Origin of the sequence: Dickeya sp. ws52 (assembly GCF_007210685.1) — a bacterium.
GTDB lineage: Bacteria > Pseudomonadota > Gammaproteobacteria > Enterobacterales > Enterobacteriaceae > Dickeya > Dickeya chrysanthemi.
The window spans coordinates 93,545-111,463 of sequence record NZ_SZVX01000001.1; the positions used below are offsets into that span (position 1 = coordinate 93,545).

General features: G+C 53.8%; 15 protein-coding genes, 1 pseudogene and 1 other annotated feature. Of the genes and pseudogenes, 9 read left to right on the top strand and 7 right to left on the bottom strand.

The features are described 5' to 3' along the window. The first annotated feature begins 11 nt into the window (after positions 1–11). Genes rsxG through nth form a run of 3 tightly spaced genes read left to right on the top strand, consistent with a single transcriptional unit; the run spans position 12 to position 1,977 of the window. A complete protein-coding gene (gene rsxG, locus FDP13_RS00380) occupies positions 12–641 on the top strand; it encodes an electron transport complex subunit RsxG (protein WP_199886286.1) in 630 nt (209 codons plus the stop codon). Next, positions 638–1,330 carry an electron transport complex subunit E gene (locus FDP13_RS00385; RefSeq protein ID WP_033575508.1) on the top strand — a complete coding sequence of 231 codons (693 nt, stop codon included), beginning with the start codon at positions 638–640 and terminating at the stop codon, positions 1,328–1,330. The genes rsxG and FDP13_RS00385 overlap by 4 nt, the downstream gene beginning before the upstream one ends. Positions 1,331–1,341: 11 nt before the next feature. Next, complete coding sequence (gene nth / locus FDP13_RS00390) at positions 1,342–1,977, top strand: endonuclease III (protein ID WP_033575509.1); 636 nt, start codon at positions 1,342–1,344, stop codon at positions 1,975–1,977. Positions 1,978–2,107: 130 nt separating this feature from the next. Here nth and cysB read toward each other — a convergent pair whose 3' ends face one another. Continuing rightward, positions 2,108–3,082: an HTH-type transcriptional regulator CysB gene (cysB, locus tag FDP13_RS00395; protein ID WP_027712112.1), complete on the bottom strand. Its 975-nt coding sequence runs from the start codon at positions 3,080–3,082 to the stop codon at positions 2,108–2,110. 334 nt (positions 3,083–3,416) lie between these two features. Next, the gene (gene topA, locus FDP13_RS00400) at positions 3,417–6,020 is read right to left on the bottom strand and encodes a type I DNA topoisomerase (RefSeq protein ID WP_012769871.1); all 2,604 of its coding nucleotides are present in this window, start codon (positions 6,018–6,020) and stop codon (positions 3,417–3,419) included. A 441-nt stretch (positions 6,021–6,461) separates the two neighbouring features. On the opposite strand from topA, the gene FDP13_RS00405 reads away from it, so the two are divergent. Next, on the top strand, positions 6,462–6,731 hold the full coding sequence (locus FDP13_RS00405; protein WP_012769872.1) for a YciN family protein: 270 nt from the start codon (positions 6,462–6,464) through the stop codon (positions 6,729–6,731). Between the two features lie 383 nt (positions 6,732–7,114). Continuing rightward, positions 7,115–7,708: a YolA family protein gene (locus FDP13_RS00410; RefSeq protein ID WP_143838154.1), complete on the top strand. Its 594-nt coding sequence runs from the start codon at positions 7,115–7,117 to the stop codon at positions 7,706–7,708. Between the two features lie 228 nt (positions 7,709–7,936). Here the strand turns inward: FDP13_RS00410 and FDP13_RS00415 are convergent, their stop codons facing one another. Both FDP13_RS00415 and sohB read right to left on the bottom strand, forming a co-directional pair. Continuing rightward, positions 7,937–8,425: a hypothetical protein gene (locus FDP13_RS00415; RefSeq protein ID WP_012769874.1), complete on the bottom strand. Its 489-nt coding sequence runs from the start codon at positions 8,423–8,425 to the stop codon at positions 7,937–7,939. A 471-nt stretch (positions 8,426–8,896) separates the two neighbouring features. Next, the gene (gene sohB, locus FDP13_RS00420) at positions 8,897–9,943 is read right to left on the bottom strand and encodes a protease SohB (protein WP_012769875.1); all 1,047 of its coding nucleotides are present in this window, start codon (positions 9,941–9,943) and stop codon (positions 8,897–8,899) included. 292 nt (positions 9,944–10,235) lie between these two features. Here sohB and FDP13_RS00425 point away from each other — a divergent pair, with 292 nt between their 5' ends. Together FDP13_RS00425 and cobO are read left to right on the top strand one after the other, a co-directional pair. Continuing rightward, positions 10,236–10,997 (top strand): YciK family oxidoreductase, encoded by a 762-nt coding sequence (locus tag FDP13_RS00425; protein WP_012769876.1) that lies wholly within the window; start codon positions 10,236–10,238, stop codon positions 10,995–10,997. Positions 10,998–11,018: 21 nt separating this feature from the next. Beyond that, positions 11,019–11,609 carry a cob(I)yrinic acid a,c-diamide adenosyltransferase gene (cobO, locus tag FDP13_RS00430; protein ID WP_012769877.1) on the top strand — a complete coding sequence of 197 codons (591 nt, stop codon included), beginning with the start codon at positions 11,019–11,021 and terminating at the stop codon, positions 11,607–11,609. Between the two features lie 56 nt (positions 11,610–11,665). Here the strand turns inward: cobO and rluB are convergent, their stop codons facing one another. From rluB to FDP13_RS00445, 3 genes are all read right to left on the bottom strand, one after another. Further along, positions 11,666–12,571 (bottom strand): 23S rRNA pseudouridine(2605) synthase RluB, encoded by a 906-nt coding sequence (rluB, locus tag FDP13_RS00435; protein ID WP_012769878.1) that lies wholly within the window; start codon positions 12,569–12,571, stop codon positions 11,666–11,668. A 203-nt stretch (positions 12,572–12,774) separates the two neighbouring features. Next, on the bottom strand, positions 12,775–13,395 hold the full coding sequence (locus FDP13_RS00440) for an L-threonylcarbamoyladenylate synthase (RefSeq protein WP_012769879.1): 621 nt from the start codon (positions 13,393–13,395) through the stop codon (positions 12,775–12,777). A 120-nt stretch (positions 13,396–13,515) separates the two neighbouring features. Beyond that, complete coding sequence (locus FDP13_RS00445) at positions 13,516–14,388, bottom strand: PHP domain-containing protein (protein WP_012769880.1); 873 nt, start codon at positions 14,386–14,388, stop codon at positions 13,516–13,518. 250 nt (positions 14,389–14,638) lie between these two features. Further along, positions 14,639–14,738 (top strand) — a sequence feature (Trp leader region). A gap of 22 nt (positions 14,739–14,760) precedes the next feature. Between FDP13_RS00445 and FDP13_RS00450 the strand changes: the two genes are divergently transcribed. Together FDP13_RS00450 and trpD are read left to right on the top strand one after the other, a co-directional pair. Further along, positions 14,761–16,323: an anthranilate synthase component 1 gene (locus FDP13_RS00450; RefSeq protein WP_027712117.1), complete on the top strand. Its 1,563-nt coding sequence runs from the start codon at positions 14,761–14,763 to the stop codon at positions 16,321–16,323. Continuing rightward, a pseudogene (gene trpD, locus FDP13_RS21745) lies at positions 16,323–17,918 on the top strand (bifunctional anthranilate synthase glutamate amidotransferase component TrpG/anthranilate phosphoribosyltransferase TrpD). Before FDP13_RS00450 ends, trpD begins: the two are co-directional and overlap by 1 nt. Position 17,919 lies beyond the last annotated feature (1 nt).

Sequence of the window (17,919 nt, forward strand, 5' to 3'; positions counted from 1 at the left end):
GACGGATTATGCTGCTGACCACTATGCGTCGCCATGCGACTACGCTGGCCCTGTTTGCCGCCTGCACCACCGGGTTGACGGCGTTGGTCAATTCTCTGACCGAAAAAACCATTTCACAGCAGGTCATTGCTCAACAACGCACTCTGCTCGATCAGGTCCTTCCTGCCGATCGTTATAACAATGACTTGCTCAGCGAATGCTATCTGGTCACGGACCCGACATTGGGTTCCACTTCGCCGCACCGTGTTTATATCGCCAGACGCGACGGCGCGCCCGTTGCCGCCGCGCTGGAAAGCACGGCGCCAGACGGCTACTCCGGCGCAATCCATCTACTGATCGGCGCCGATTTTCATGGTACGGTGCTCGGCACCCGCGTTACTGAACACCATGAAACGCCGGGGCTGGGAGACAAGATCGATATTCGCATTTCCGACTGGATAACCGGTTTTACCGGACAATCGATAACGTCACCGCAAGATAGCCGCTGGGCAGTGAAAAAAGACGGGGGACAATTCGACCAATTTACCGGCGCCACTATCACCCCGCGAGCCGTTGTGAATGCGGTGAAGCGCAGCACGTTGTTTTTGCAAACCTTACCGCCGCGCCTGCCTAGCCTGACGCCATGTGGAGACAAACCATGAACCAGATGAAGGAATTGGCCCAGCAGGGGTTGTGGAAAAATAACTCCGCCCTGGTACAGCTATTAGGGCTTTGCCCGTTGCTGGCCGTCTCGTCGACCGCCACTAACGCCATCGGGCTGGGGCTTGCCACCACACTGGTGCTGGTATGCACGAACATTGCCGTTTCCGCGTTGCGCCGCTGGGTGCCGGGTGAAATTCGCATTCCCATTTACGTCATGCTGATTGCCTCCGTGGTTACCATCGTGCAAATGTTGATCAATGCGTATGCCTATGGGCTGTATCAGTCGCTGGGAATTTTTATCCCGCTGATCGTCACCAACTGTATCGTGATTGGGCGCGCAGAAGCTTTCGCGTCAAAAAATACGGTCGTATTATCGGCGCTGGACGGGCTGTTTATGGGGCTGGGCGCCACCAGCGCATTATTTGTGTTGGGCGCGATGCGGGAAATTCTCGGCAACGGCACCCTGTTTGACGGCGCGGACCTGCTGCTGGGCAGTTGGGCACGGTTGCTGCGGGTTGAAGTGGTGCATATGGATTCGCCATTCCTGCTGATGATTCTGCCGCCTGGCGCGTTTATCGGCTTGGGGATGATGCTGGCCGTTAAATACGTTATCGATGAACGACGCAAACAGCGCCAGGCCCGTGCGGTACGGTCGGCGTCCCTGGGTTCACATACGCTAGCGGAATAAAGCAGAATAAAATGAACAAAGCGAAACGGATTGCCATTCTTAGCCGTTTGCGGGACAACAACCCGCATCCAACTACCGAGCTGAAATTCAACTCGCCTTTTGAATTGCTCATTTCGGTGCTGTTGTCTGCGCAGGCAACCGACGTCAGCGTCAACAAAGCCACGGAAAAACTTTATCCGGTGGCGAATACGCCGCAGGCGATGTTGGCGTTAGGCGTGGATGGCGTGAAATCGTATATCAAAACCATTGGGCTTTTTAACGGCAAGGCCGAAAACATCATCAAAACCTGCCGTATCCTGCTGGATAAACATCAGGGACAGGTGCCCGAAGATCGCGCTGCGCTGGAAGCCTTGCCCGGCGTGGGGCGGAAAACCGCCAATGTGGTACTGAACACGGCGTTCGGTTGGCCCACCATTGCAGTAGACACCCATATTTTTCGCGTTTGCAATCGTACTCACTTTGCGCCGGGAAAAAACGTTGAACAGGTAGAAGAGAAATTACTGAAATATGTCCCGGCGGAATTCAAAGTCGACTGTCACCACTGGCTGATTCTTCACGGCCGTTATACCTGCATCGCCCGTAAACCCCGTTGCGGCGCCTGTCTGATAGAAGACTTGTGCGAATATAAAGAAAAAACGGATATCTGACGCCAACACGGATATCACACAAAAAATAGGGGCAGGCTCTCACCTGCCCTTGTTTGTTGTCTCACCTGCCTTTAATGGTTAATAGTGTCATACGGCCGTGCCGTCATTGCCCCCGGCTTTAATCAACCGCTTATTTCACCGGTAGCGTAACGTCTTTAAACATCGCTTCTATTTCTTCATTCGATCGCAGCGAAATCGCCGTGTCGATCACATCCCGTGTCAGATGCGGCGCAAAACGATGAATAAAATCATACATGTAGCTGCGCAGGAAGGTACTACGACGAAACCCGATTTTAGTGGTGCTATAGCTGAACAGGTTATCGGCGTTGATGGCGACCAAGTCCGGATCGCTGGCTGCCGTTACTGCCATATTGGCGATAACGCCGACGCCCAGCCCCAGGCGGACATACGTTTTTATCACATCGGCATCCGTTGCCGTGAATACAATGCGCGGCGTCAGTCCGGCGCGATTGAACGCGGTATCCAGCTCCGAACGTCCGGTAAAACCAAAGGTGTAAGTCACTATCGGGTAAGCTGCCAGTTCCTCAATGCTGATATTGGTTTTACCGGCCAAGGGGTGATCGGGTTTCACAACGATGGCTCGATTCCAGTGATAACACGGCAACATGATCAGATCTTCATACAAATGCAGCGCTTCGGTAGCAATCGCGAAATCCGCCGAGCCTTTAGCCACCGCTTCGGCAATTTGCATGGGCGACCCCTGATGCATATGCAACGACACGCGCGGATAACGCTCGATAAACCCCTTAATGACGTCAGGCAACGCATAACGCGCCTGAGTGTGAGTCGTCGCAACATACAGCGAGCCTTTATCCGGATAAGTATGCTCGCCGGCGACGGCCTTGATAGCATCCACCTTAGACAAGACTTCACGTGCAATACGAATGATTTCCTGTCCAGCGGGCGTCACCTGAGTTAAATGTTTTCCGCTGCGTGCAAAAATCTGAATACCCAGCTCATCTTCAAGCATCCGAACTTGTTTACTGATCCCCGGCTGAGAGGTGTATAGCCCTTCGGCCGTTGAAGAAACGTTCAGATTGTGATTAACAACTTCAACGATATAACGAAGCTGTTGCAGTTTCATAAGTTATCCCATTCCGTAATATGTCATGCGCTGCGGCATCTGTGTTACTGACGTTATCTGCGTTGACAAGGTGGTGACAGCTCAATACAACGGTATAGATTTCCGCCATTTAAATGCCATTTAATCATAAAAAAATATTTTATATAACCATTTCCTGTATTTGTTAGACAGTACTGGCACTGGAAAATGGGTTTTTATTTCCTTTTTTGTTATCGGCTGCCTGCGGATGATATTCAGGTCATGGATAAAAAAAGCCAGCCTGTGCAGGCTGGCTTTACATAATGTAACCGCAATTCATGATAAAAAATGCGGTTTTAGTCAATTATCGGCGTAATCAACGGGCAGTCTCTACCCATTTATTATCAACATAGAACGCCGACCATCCGGTCGCTTTACCCTCTTTTTCCGAGGAAACGTACTGCTGTTTGGTTTTGCGGCTAAATCGTACCAGCGTTTTATTGCCTTGCGGGTCCGTGACCGGCGCATCAGCCAGATAACGCAGTTTTTCCGGCAAGCGATCACGAAAACGCACCAGCTCTTCCACCAACGGCGCACGGGTTTCGCGTGATTTCGGGAAGGTGTTGGCAGCCAGGAATACCCCCGCCGCACCGTCACGCAGTACAAAATACGCATCGGATTTTTCACACGGCAATTCAGGCAGCGGCACCGGGTCTTCTTTCGGCGGCGCGACGTCACCATTACGCAGAATTTTGCGGGTATTGCCGCAACTGTCGCTGGTACAAGCCATGTATTTACCGAAACGCCCCATTTTCAGGTGCATTTCCGAACCGCACTTCTCACATTCCACCACCGGGCCGTCATAACCCTTAAGCCGAAATTCGCCTTGTTCTATCTCGTAGCCGTCGCAAGATGGGTTATTACCACAAACATGTAGCTTGCGCTGGTTATCAATCAAATAGCTGTCCATCGCCGTACCGCACTTCGAACAACGCCGACGAGCACGCAATGCGTTGGTTTCCGCCTCATCGCCTTCCAGCACGTTCAACACTTCCGCTTCCGGGATCAGGTTGATGGTGGTTTTGCAGCGCTCTTTCGGCGGCAGTGCATACCCGGAACACCCCAGGAACACACCGGTACTGGCGGTTCTAATCCCCATTTTGCGACCACAAGTCGGACAATCAATGCTGGTCAGCACCATCTGGTTCGGCTTCATCCCGCCTTCGTCCGGCTCCTGCTCGGCGGTTTCCAGTTGCTGGCTGAACTCGGCGAAGAACTCATCCAGTACGGCTTTCCATTCCGCCTGACTGTTGGCGACCAGGTCGAGGCTGTTTTCCATACGAGCGGTAAAATCGTAGTTCATCAGCTCGCGGAAGTTATCCTCCAGACGGTCCGTGACGATTTCTCCCATTTTTTCCGCATAAAAACGACGATTTTCCACCCGCACATAACCACGATCCTGAATCGTAGAGATGATGGCGGCATAGGTAGAAGGACGGCCGATACCGCGTTTTTCCAGCTCTTTCACCAGCGACGCTTCGCTGTAACGGGCCGGCGGCTTGGTAAAGTGCTGGCTGGGCGACAATTTTTCCAGAGATAACGATTGTCCTATCTCCACAGCCGGCAAGGTCCTATCTTCATCGCTCTTACGCAACGCAGGCATCACTTTGGTCCAGCCGTCAAAGCGCAGGGTACGCCCTTTGGCGCGCAGTTGATAATCCGCCGCACTCACGACCAGCGTAGTGGAGTCATACTGCGCCGGCGTCATCTGACACGCGACGAACTGGCGCCAGATCAGTTGATACAGTTTCTGCGCATCGGCTTCCATGTCTTTGAGCTGGTCAGCCAGTACGCTGACGTCGGAAGGACGGATCGCTTCGTGCGCTTCCTGTGAATTTTCCTTGCTGGTATAGAGATTCGGCGCATCCGGCAGGTAGCGTTTACCAAACTCGCCCTGAATATAATCACGTGCCATCGACAGCGCATCCTGACTCAGGTTAGTTGAGTCGGTACGCATATAGGTGATGTGGCCGGCTTCATACAATCGCTGCGCCATCATCATGGTTTTTTTCACCCCAAACCCGAGACGCGTACTGGCGGCTTGCTGCAATGTCGACGTAATAAACGGCGCGCCCGGTTTGCTGCTGGTCGGCTTGTCTTCCCGCTCGTTCACCACATAGCTGGCTTTCTCCAGCAGGCTGACCGCGGCTTGCGTCTGCGCCTGATTCACCGGCCGGAAAGGTTTACCATGATGATGCGTTACCTGCATCTGCAACGCCGTTTCTGCATTCGCCAGCAGATCGGCATGTAACTCCCAGTACTCCTCCGGCACAAACGCTTTGATTTCACGCTCGCGCTCCACCACCAGGCGCACCGCAACCGACTGAACACGCCCGGCAGACAAACCTCGGGCGATCTTTTTCCACAGCAATGGCGATACCATGTATCCCACCACGCGATCCATGAAACGGCGCGCCTGCTGAGCGTTGACACGGTTGATGTTCAACTCGCCCGGATTCTCGAACGCCTGACGAATCGCATTCTTGGTGATTTCGTTGAACACCACGCGACTGAAGCGTTTTTCATCCCCACCGATAATTTCCCGCAGGTGCCAGGCAATGGCTTCCCCTTCGCGGTCAAGGTCGGTTGCGAGATAGACGTGATCAGCGTTTTGCGCCAGCATTTTCAGTTCCGAAACCACTTTTTCCTTGCCGGGCAGGATCTCATAATGGGCTTGCCAACCGCGGTAAGGATCCACCCCCATACGGTTAACCAGCGCGGTCCTCTCATCTTTCTTGACCGCTTTTTTCGCTTTCTCGCCATTGGCTTCAGCGCTTTTCTTGCTCGCGGAACCCGAACCACTGGTCGGCAAGTCGCGGACATGCCCTACGCTGGATTTCACCACGTAGTCATTGCCAAGGTACTTATTAATCGTTTTGGCCTTTGCCGGGGACTCGACGATAACGAGAGCTTTACCCATAATATATTGTTACCTACTGAATTCTTTGAAAAAAGAAGAAATTTTCTCAGTTATTCGCTCTGGCTTTCCAGCCGGCGTAGCCTGAACCATCACGGCTGCGGGAAAATCATTTTATCAGTGCGGCGACGGCGCGCCGCACGCCTTCATCGCGTCGCAACCCTATGATCATTCAGGATTATTCATTCATTTTATCGCCCATAGCGGCAACCGGTTCCGTCCCGGTACGCAGCAATTATTCCGCTTGACGATGCAAAATCCCACACTCTACCTGATAAATAACACCACGCAACCTAATTAGCATGTAAAACCCGTTTTCGCCAATCGCGACGCTTGTACTTATCGGCAGAAAGGCGACTAAAAATCAGCCGGTTTGCGACAAATTCCATTCAGGCGCTACAATAGCGACAGCAAAGCAAGGGTTATTTGCCGAAGAGGAATCCTATGTCTGTTTTTACACATATAAATGAAGAAAAAACGCCGATCAGCCGTGAAGCATTACTGCAAGAAGCGAACACGTTGATTCAGAATCATGACGACTACCTGCATGGCATGGTCGCCGATGCCGTAGAACAAAAGAACGGCGTTCTGGTATTCCGCGGTGAATACTTTCTCGACAACGAGGGATTACCCACACAGAAAACAACGGCGGTGTTCAATATGTTCAAACACCTGGCGCTGGTGTTGTCAGAAAAATATCAGTTAGTCGATTAATACCGCCATCTCGCCGGGATGCAATCTCCCGGCTCGTCACCGCATTTTTTCCTGTTCATACATCACCCGCTACTGCGTGATCTCCACAGTGACAGCCTTTCTTGTTTTCAACCTCATTACCCATAATATTATTGTGCTTTATTTTTATTCCGGCATAGAGAAAACACCGTGCCCGGCCACATTAAAAAACAATGAAATAATTAAACTATAAATATTTAAAACGTAATTTTAAAAGATATCATTTATCTGACATCAATTTCATGGCGACATTTAAAACATTTAAGAACAAATATTTCAATTTATTTACAAATCAGAGATCGTTACTTATACTCCCCAGCGATGCCTTAAAGGCATTCATTAAAAAATCATTTACGGAGAGCTTTATGAAAAAGCAATTTGGATTGCCTTTGTTATTGTCACTCTCAGCAATTTTTAGCCATGCCGGCTATTCGCAAACCATCAATAATACCGATGAAGCAGGCCCGCCGGTCGAATTAGGTCTAAAGGCGTTTGAGCCACTGGAAAGCAACAGCCCGTTATCGGTAGCCAGAGATACATCCCGCGCCTCAACCTCTGGAGCCTTGCGGGCTCCCGCCCCGGCGTTATCTCGTGTCACCGTCTATGCGGTGGGTTCATCAAATTGCGGCTGGGAATACATGACTTCGATTGGCCAGTCCTCGACTACCTGTGACCACGGCGGCGCCCAGCTTAGAGTAGCGGTGCAGGAAATTGGCTACGGTAATAATCCTGTTGCCTGGATGAATGCCGGTATATTACCCCGCTCAGCTAATTATCAAACCGACGGCATTTGTATTGTCGGTAATCAATACACCTTCCCTTGCCCAGCCGGATATACCGTTGTGGGTTGGATACATTATTACAATCTGGACGGGACTGATAACGGCCAATTCAAATTTCAGGACACCTCCACCAACGCACCGAGAAATACATTGTTCACACAAACATATATTAAATAACTCAACATCCAGCAGCCCACCCGGGCTGTTTTCTCTAATACAAACCCCCTTCGCTAGCCCAATATACCGGCTATCCCAATAGCAATCAGCCAAAGTTATAATACAAGCAATTAGCTCGAACATCAGAAATTAAAAAATCCATAGCCTACATAATACATAGCTATGGATAAAAAAACGGTAAAATAGTCAGCCTAATAATCAAATTGCTCAGCGTGCTTATTCACCTGCTTACGCGCGAACATCAGACTTCACGTTTTGCCCTTGTAAGCGACGTAATGCATCAAGCGTACGCTGTAGGTCATCCGCACTTTGGCGATCATTGCGCGACAGCGCAACGGCCATGTTCTGTTGCAGATTATTAAATACATTCATCGGTTGTTCTGAATTTGAATAACCCAGAGAAGACGTTCCCACAGCGCTGGCATTAGCCAGTTCAGTAGAACCCATCATGCCAACCAACGGTGTCGTTTGATCAAGATCCAGTTGACCGCTGCGAATCAGACGACCGACGGATTCATGCAGAGCCGTTGGCGTAATTCGGGTAAAATCATAGGCCTCAGGCTGAGCCGTGGTCGACTGGCTAGTCGGGGACAAGGCGCTAATATTCGCGGCCAGCAAGGCAGCAAATGCCGACGTTTCTTCCTTGCGGTGAATAGCGTTATTTACCTGCGAGCGCTGGTTGACCAACAGACTGTTTTCGCCAGTATCAATTTTCATCACACCTCCTTCCTTACTTACGTCCGTCATGAGAAGCAAAGGTCGTCAAGCCGGTTGACAACACTTTGCGTTGTTCAACACGCGAGCGTGTTGTCCTGCAACTCGAATTATTTTGGGTATAGTACGCAGTATCTATGAAAACCGAAATCAGAATTAATAAGAAATGATAAACAATCATGCTCATTTTATCTAGTTTGGCTGATAACAAACCCACCCACACCCTATCCATCTCATAAATTTCAATTGTTTGTGTAAAACGAACCGTTAATTTAATTAGATATCATAATGAATTGGCAGGATATAGCAGTCATGGATAGGGATGCAATGCTCAACAATAACGTTCAGCATTTAAGGAGAGATAAAGCGTTGTCATTAAACCCCGCCTATCCGGTCAGCCGCCATACGTTGATATCGTTGAGACAAAAGGCAGCGGCACGGACAGGCAGGTTATACGGGGGACTGGCGGATGACTTACAACTGGGGATTGTTACCCCGTTGCCACCAGCGCAGCATCAGACGTTCCAGAGCATCGCCAGTGCTGCCGGTCAAACGGTCCAGCAGACGTTTGCGGCGGGTATAGCGCACCGCCAGCACTTCATGTTTCTCCATTTCGGCAATCAGCAGGTCATCGCTGGTGCCGATCGCATCCACCAGCCCCATCTCTTTGGCTTGTGTACCAAACCAGTGTTCACCGGTTGCAACCGACTCAATATCCAGCGAGGGACGCATCTCGCCGACAAACTGTTTAAACAGCAGATGCGTTTCATTTAATTCCTGACGGAATTTCTCCCGGCCTTCTTCGGTATTTTCGCCAAACAGCGTCAGCGTTCGTTTGTATTGGCCCGCGGTATGCAGTTCTACATCAATTTCTTTGCTTTTCAACAGCCGGTTGAAGTTGGGAATCTGTGCCACGACGCCAATGGAGCCAACGATAGCGAACGGTGCCGCCACAATGCGATCCGCCACGCACGCCATCATATAACCACCGCTGGCCGCCACTTTATCCACTGCCACGGTCAGGCGAATGCCGCGCTGACGAAAACGCTGCAACTGAGACGCCGCCAGTCCGTAGCCATGAACTACACCGCCGGGGCTTTCCAGCCGCAGCAACACTTCATCTTCCGGCCGGGCCACCGCCAGCACGGCGGATACTTCTTCACGCAGCGAACTGACCTCCCCGGCATCCATGCTGCCGTTAAAGTCGAGGACATACAAACACGGACGGGCGGATTTTTCTTCCCCGCGTTTGGCACGTTTCTTTTCTTGTTTGGCGGTTTCCTTATCTTCTTTCTTTTGTTTTTTCTCCAGCAAGCCGCGCTCGGTATCGCTCATGGCAGCAGACCGCATCTCCTGCCGCATCTCACGGTATTGTTCGCCCAGATTAATTACCTGCAGTTCGCCTTTACGATGGCGTTTACGCTGCGTCATACCGACTGTCAGCACCACCAATGCGCCGATAGCGACGACAAGGGTGACGACTTTTGCCAGGAATAAACCATACTGAGAAAGTAATTCCACAAATACCGCCTTCATTAACCAATGTGATATATAACGTTGATTCTTCAACAACCATTACGGTTTACAGCGCGGTGCGCCGAGCTTCTAACCTAACGTATGACGGGCGTGATGGCGATGATCTTCATACATAAATTGTACTTTCCGCTGCTTTTTACCGCACAGCCTGTGAGAAAGCCGGACCTTCTGATTGAAAACACCTATTGTTTCAGGCATAACACACCCATTATGGCTTTTTCGGATACACCTCATCATTCGCGGGTTTCGCGGTCGATGACAGCCAGAGGACACCGCTTTGCATTACCAACCTAAACAAGACCTGTTACAACACCGCATTATTCTGGTTACGGGCGCCGGTGACGGTATTGGCCGCGAAGCCGCCCTGACCTACGCGCGCTACGGCGCACGATTGGTGTTGCTGGGGCGTACCGAAAGTAAATTGCAGGATGTGGAGCAACAGATTCTGCAGGAATGCGGTAACCACAGTTATCTGATTCCCTGCGACATGCTAACCGCCAGTCATCATGACTTCATACAGATCGCCGGCCAGATCGGCCAGGCGCTACCTCGCCTGGACGGCGTACTGCACAATGCCGGACTGCTGGGCGACGTCGTACCGATGGCGGAGCAATCTGCCACCACCTGGCATCAGGTCATGCAGGTTAACGTTAATGCCACCTTTATGCTGACGCAGGCGCTATTGCCGTTATTGCTGAAATCGACCAGCCCGTCGCTGATTTTCACCAGTTCCAGCGTTGGCCGACAGGGGCGCGCCAACTGGGGGGCTTACTCCGTATCCAAGTTTGCCACCGAAGGTATGATGCAGGTTCTGGCTGAGGAATACCGTAACCGTAACCTGCGGGTCAACTGCATCAATCCCGGCGGAACGCGAACCTCAATGCGTGCGGCGGCCTTCCCCGACGAAGATCCGAATAAACTTAAAACCCCGGCGGATATCATGCCGCTTTACCTGTACCTGATGGGAGACGACAGCCGTCGCAAAACCGGCATGAGCTTTGATGCCCAACCAGGACGGAAACCCGGCCCGGCCGAATGATTGAACGAGGGATACCCACTCATGAGTGATGATCGTCATCAGCAACGTCAGCAACGCCTCAAAGAAAAGGTAGACGCCCGTATTGCCGCCGCCACCAACGTGCGCGGCATCCTGATGGTGTTTACCGGCAATGGTAAAGGTAAAACCACCGCCGCCTTCGGCACTGTAACCCGAGCCGTCGGTCATGGCCTGAAAGCGGGGGTGATCCAGTTCATCAAAGGCGAATGGCCGAACGGCGAAAAAAACCTGTTGCAACAGCATGGGGTGGAATTTCAGGTGATGGCGACCGGCTTTACCTGGGATACCCAGAATCGCCAGACAGATACCGATGCAGCCAGGCGTGTCTGGCAGCATGGCTTACGTATGCTGGCCGATGACTCGCTCGATCTGGTGGTGCTCGACGAGTTGACCTATATGCTCAGCTACGACTATTTGCCGCTTGAAGAAGTGATTACCGCGCTAAGACAGCGCCCGACGCATCAGAGCGTCATCATTACCGGCCGGGGTTGCCATCGCGATGTGCTGGAACTGGCGGATACGGTAACGGAGATGCGGCCGGTGAAACATGCTTTTGATGCCGGCATTCAGGCCCAACAAGGGATCGACTGGTAGGGGATAACGACGGAAGGCCGACGCTGTACCCGCGGGCGCAGCGTCGGCCAGGCAACTCAGCCGCCATTGCGCTTCGGCGCATTGCGACGGCTACCGGCCGGGCGATTATTACCACCGACCTGACCACCATGACCGCCATGACGTTTCACCGCACGGCGTATCTGGTTGGCTTTCACCCGGCGGCGCTCACGCTCCACCGGCAGTTTACTGACGGTTTCCGGCGTCAACTGCACCAGTTCACGCAGATAGTTAACGTCGGTCAGTTTCATCTCCATCCAGCCGCCGCGCGGCAGCCCCTTCGGTAACTGAATGTCGCCGTAACGCACACGAATCAGGCGGCTCACTTGTACACCGACCGCTTCCCACAAACGACGCACTTCGCGGTTGCGGCCTTCAGTCAGGGTTACGTTGTACCACTGATTCAACCCTTCGCCGCCCTGATAACGAATCGAACGGAATGCCGCCGGGCCATCGTCCAGTTGTACCCCTTTGCTCAGTTGACGAATTTTGTCATCGCCCACCTCGCCGAACACGCGTACGGCATACTCACGTTCCACTTCACGACTGGGATGCATCAGGCGGTTCGCCAGTTCGCCGTCCGTTGTGAACAACAATAACCCGGAGGTATTCACATCCAGACGACCGACCGCCACCCAACGGTATCCCTGAATACGCGGCAGACGGTCAAATACCGTTGGCCGACCTTCCGGGTCGCTGCGGGTACAAAGCTCGCCTTCCGGTTTGTAATACATTAATACGCGGCAGACAGCCTCTTCGGTTTCTCGTACCGATACCACATGCCCGTCGATACGAATTTTGGTCGCTCGGGTCACCTCGACACGGTCACCCAGCGTAGCAATTTTGCCGTCGACGCTAATGCGCCCGGCTTCAATCATACTTTCAATTTCGCGGCGTGAACCGTGCCCTGCACGCGCCAGCACTTTCTGTAGCTTTTCGCTCATTGAGCAACCTCTGATGTCGCCTTCACAGGCGTCGGGGGGAATGTCATGATGACTTAGAAATCGCGTTAACTCATGAAAAAATAAAGAGTTAACGCGTAATTTCACGATTATACCCTGATTCAAGCCATTTGTATGCCAAATGTTAGAGCAATGAGTCGCCCGGAAACCGCGGGCCGCAGAGCTTATGTGTTACAAAAACGGCGTTACAAAAACGGCGTCACGTCGCCGGTGCCTTCACGGGCGACAACCGGCACGGATTCGGTCAGGTCGATAACGGTCGTGGGCTGTTGCCCCAGAAAACCGCCGTGAATCACTAAATCCACCAGTTTACCCAGCCGTTCCTGAATTTCTTCCGGATCGGATTCGGCAAAATCATTGCCCGGCAACATCAGCGTGGTCGACATCAACGGCTCATTCAGTACCGCCAGCAACTCGAGAGCAATCGGGTTAGACGGCACGCGCATACCGATGGTTTTGCGTTTCTCATTCATCAGGCGGCGCGGCACCTCTTTGGTCGCCTTAAGAATGAAGGTGTAATTGCCCGGCGTATTATTCTTGATCAAACGAAACGCCGCATTATCCACATACGCGTAAGACGACAGCTCCGACAAATCGCGACACATCAGGGTAAAATTGTGATTCTGATCCAGAGAGCGAATACGGCAAATCCGCTCCATTGCGGCTTTATCTTCCAACATACACCCAAGCGCGTATCCCGAGTCGGTGGGATAAACGATCACGCCGCCTTTACGCAAGATCTCCACGGTCTGGTTAATCAGACGCGGTTGCGGATTCTGCGGATGAATATAGAAAAACTGACTCATGCTACGTCCTCTGCCTTCTTAAAACGCACAGCCTGGGCAAACCGCCACACTCGGTGTGGCATCGCCGTAAAACACTGTACGTATAACGAGCGGTACGAATGTTGTGGTGATAGGGGGAACTCAGACGGCCAACGCCGGATGCTGCCAGACAGGCTCCACGCCTGCGGGCAACCATAATTTTCGTCCCAGCTCTATCCAGGCGCAGGGCTGGTGAAAATCCGACCCTTGCGACCCCAACAAGTGATAGTCCTGCGCATAACGCGCCAGTTGTGAACGCTCGTCCGGCGCCTGCTGACACTGGGCGACTTCCATCGCTTCTGCACCACAATCGGCAACATGCCCCATCAGCCGTTTCAGCCATTTGGCGGTGAGATCGTAACGCCCTGGGTGAGCCAGCACCGCAACCCCGCCCGACTGGCGGATAGCGTCCACTGCTTGCTGTATTGTACACCACTGTGGCGGCACATAGCCGGTTTTCCCTTTAGCCAGATATTTTTTAAATACCTGCGCCACGGTATCGGCTTTCCCCAGTTCCACCAGATAGCGTGCAAAATGCCCGCGGGTAATCATTCCGCCGTCCGCCAACCGGGATGCCCCGGCCAGCGCACCCGGGATCAACGCTTTTTCCAGCCGCTGTGCAATCTGTTCGGCCCGCTGCCGGCGGTACTGCACCTGCCGTTGCAGTAACGAGGTCAGCGCCGGATGGTGGCAATCCATCCCCAGCCCAACGATATGGATCTCGTGATTTTCCCATACGGTGGAAATCTCGACGCCGGAAATCAACCGCAACGGCAACACCTGCTGCACAATAGCGGCACGCGCTTCGTCTAACCCCGCCGTGGTGTCGTGGTCGGTGATCGCCAGCACGCTGACGCGCATACTCACCGCCCGCTGCACCAGTTCGGTCGGCGTCAGCAAGCCATCAGACGCGGTAGTATGGCTATGCAGGTCATACAGGGGAAACGCCGGTAAGACCGGCAACTCATCTGGCACGGCAGGTGTCTCTCTGTTTCAGAAAATATCAGGCGGCATGATGCCATCAACCTGGCTAAAAAGGAAAAAAGTTCGGTTGGCGCAGGCAAGTCGCTAGCCTGCCATCGCCGGTCAGACATCTCCCCGAAAAAATCGGATGGAATGTTATTGACTTCCCCGTCTCGTTCCAGTTTACTAGTACGCAAGTTCAAAACGAAAGATAACGAGGATAATGGCGATGACGGTAACGACCCTGACCCTGAAACATCATGCTGGTTGGTGGCGCTTCTCCCTGTTGCGGGTAAAGTGATGATGCATCGCCATTTTCTGACATGCCTATCCTGAAGCCCGCTGATCGCGGGTTTTTTTATGGACAAAATACGAGTAGACACCATGCAAACACCACAACCTGAACTTGAGCTGTTACGCGTCGGAGCCGAATACCGCAACGACCCCAGCGCGACGTTTCACCAACTGTGCGGCGCCCGTCCGGCAACGCTGCTGTTGGAGTCGGCGGAGATCGACAGCAAGCAGAATCTGCAAAGCCTGCTGATAGTCGACAGCGCCTTGCGCATTACCGCCCTCGGCACGCAGGTGTCGATTCAGGCGCTGACAGCCAACGGCGCAGCACTGTTGCCGCTGCTGGATAAGGCACTGCCTGCCGATGTTCGCGTGAATGCACACCCAAACAGCCGTGAGCTGACCTTCCCGGCTATAGATATCATGCAGGATGAAGACGCGCGCCTGCGTTCCCTGTCGGTGTTTGACGCGCTGCGCCAGTTGCTGACGTTGGTGGTATGCCCGGAAAACGAACGGGAAGCGATGTTTTTCGGCGGGCTGTTTGCCTACGACCTGGTGGCTGGTTTTGAAAGTTTGCCGCCGCTCAGCCAACAGCAGCGCTGCCCGGATTACTGTTTTTATCTGGCGGAAACCCTGCTGGTCGTGGATCACCAACAACGATCCACCCATCTGCAAGCCAGCCTGTTCACCCCCGACGCCACGGAGCGTCGGCGTTTGCAACAACGTTTGGAGCAGTTGCAACACCAGTTACGTCAGCCCGCTCCGGCGTTACCTTGTCAGACGGTCGATACCATGACGCTGACCTGCAATCAGAGCGATGAGGACTACGGCGCCGTCGTCAGCCAAATGCAACAGGCGATCCGTATCGGTGAAATCTTCCAGGTGGTGCCGTCCCGTCGTTTCTCATTGCCGTGCCCATCGCCGCTGGCCGCCTACCAGACGCTGAAAGACAATAACCCCAGCCCTTACATGTTCTACATGCAGGACCAGGATTTCACGTTGTTCGGCGCATCGCCGGAAAGTTCGCTCAAGTACGACGCCGTCAGCCGTCAAATTGAAATTTATCCTATCGCCGGTACTCGCCCTCGCGGGCGCCATGCCGACGGTTCGCTGGACCGGGATCTGGACAGCCGCATCGAGCTGGAAATGCGTACCGACCATAAAGAACTGGCCGAACACCTGATGCTGGTGGATCTGGCCCGCAACGATCTGGCGCGAATCTGCGAACCCGGTAGCCGCTATGTGGCGGACCTGACCAAGGTAGACCGTTATTCATTCGTGATGCATCTGGTGTCCCGCGTGGTCGGCACCCTGCGCGCAGATCTCGATGTACTGCACGCCTACCGCGCCTGTATGAACATGGGTACGCTGAGCGGCGCGCCCAAAGTACGCGCAATGCAGTTGATCGCGGAGAGTGAGAAAACCCGCCGCGGCAGCTACGGTGGCGCCGTGGGCTACTTCACCGCCCGTGGCGACCTCGACACCTGCATCGTGATCCGCTCCGCTTATGTCGAAGACGGCATCGCTACCGTGCAGGCCGGTGCCGGCGTGGTTCTGGATTCCCACCCGCAGGCCGAAGCCGATGAGACTCGTAACAAAGCCCGCGCGGTTCTGCGCGCGATTGCCAGTGCGCATCATGCCCGGGAGGTGTTCTGATGGCCGATATCCTGTTGCTCGATAATATCGACTCCTTTACCTATAACCTGGTCGACCAGTTGCGCGCCAGCGGCCACAACGTGGTGGTGTACCGTAATCAACTGCCGGCCGACATCATTATCGACCGGCTGCAACACCTGGAAAAGCCGGTGCTGATGCTGTCACCCGGCCCCGGCACGCCGTCCGAAGCCGGGTGTATGCCGGCCTTATTGCAACGTTTGCGCGGTCAGTTACCGATAATCGGTATCTGCCTGGGTCATCAGGCCATTGTCGAAGCTTATGGCGGCCATGTCGGTCAGGCCGGTGAAATTCTGCATGGTAAAGCGTCCAGTGTTGAGCACGACGGTCAGGCGATGTTCAACGGCCTTCCCAGCCCGTTGCCGGTCGCGCGCTATCATTCGCTGGTGGGGAGCAACATCCCGGCCGAACTGGTGATTAACGCCAGCTTCAACGGCATGGTGATGGCGGTGCGCCACGATGAGCATCGCGTCTGCGGTTTCCAGTTCCACCCGGAATCCATCCTGACGACTCACGGCGCGCGTCTGCTGAATCAGACGCTGGACTGGGCATTGGCCTAAATGGAAGGAGACACCACCATGCAATCGATTCTTGAAAAACTGTACCGCGCCGACATCCTGAGCCAGGCAGAAAGCCAGCAACTGTTTGCCGCCATCATTCAGGGCGAACTGGAGCCGACGCAACTGGCGGCGGCATTAATCAGCATGAAGGTGCGGGGCGAACACCCGGATGAAATCGCCGGCGCCGCCACCGCACTGCTGGCGGATGCCAGGCCGTTTCCTCGGCCTGACTACCTGTTCGCCGATATCGTCGGCACCGGCGGAGACGGCTCCAACAGCATCAATATTTCCACCGCCAGTGCCTTTGTCGCCGCAGCATGTGGGTTAAAAGTCGCCAAACACGGCAACCGTAGCGTTTCCAGCCGTTCCGGATCGTCGGATTTATTGGCGGCGTTCGGCATTAAGCTTGATATGTCGGCGGAAGTATCGCGTCAGGCATTGGACGATCTGGGCGTGTGTTTTCTGTTCGCGCCGCAATACCATACCGGTTTCCGCCACGCGATGCCGGTCCGCCAGCAACTGAAAACCCGGACGCTGTTCAACGTATTAGGGCCGTTGATCAACCCGGCGCGTCCGCCGCTGGCGTTGATCGGCGTCTACCGTCCCGAATTGGTAAAGCCGATTGCCGAAACGCTGAAGGTACTGGGATATCAACGTGCCGCCGTGGTGCACGGCGGCGGCATGGACGAAGTGGCGATCCATGCGCCGACCGAGGTAGCCGAGCTGCGTGACGGCAAGGTGGAAACCTACTCATTGACGCCCGATGATTTCGGGCTGGATTCCTTCGCGCTGGATGACTTGCTGGGCGGCACGCCGGAAGAAAACCGTGATATTCTGGCCCGCTTACTGCAGGGGAAAGGCCGACCCGCGCATGACGCAGCCGTTGCGGCCAACGTGGCGTTACTGTTGAAACTGTTCGGACACGAAGATCTACGGCAGAATGCCCAACAGGCGTTGGATGTGATTCATAGTGGCCAGGCCTACCAGCGCGTGCTGGATCTGGCAACCAGAGGATGAT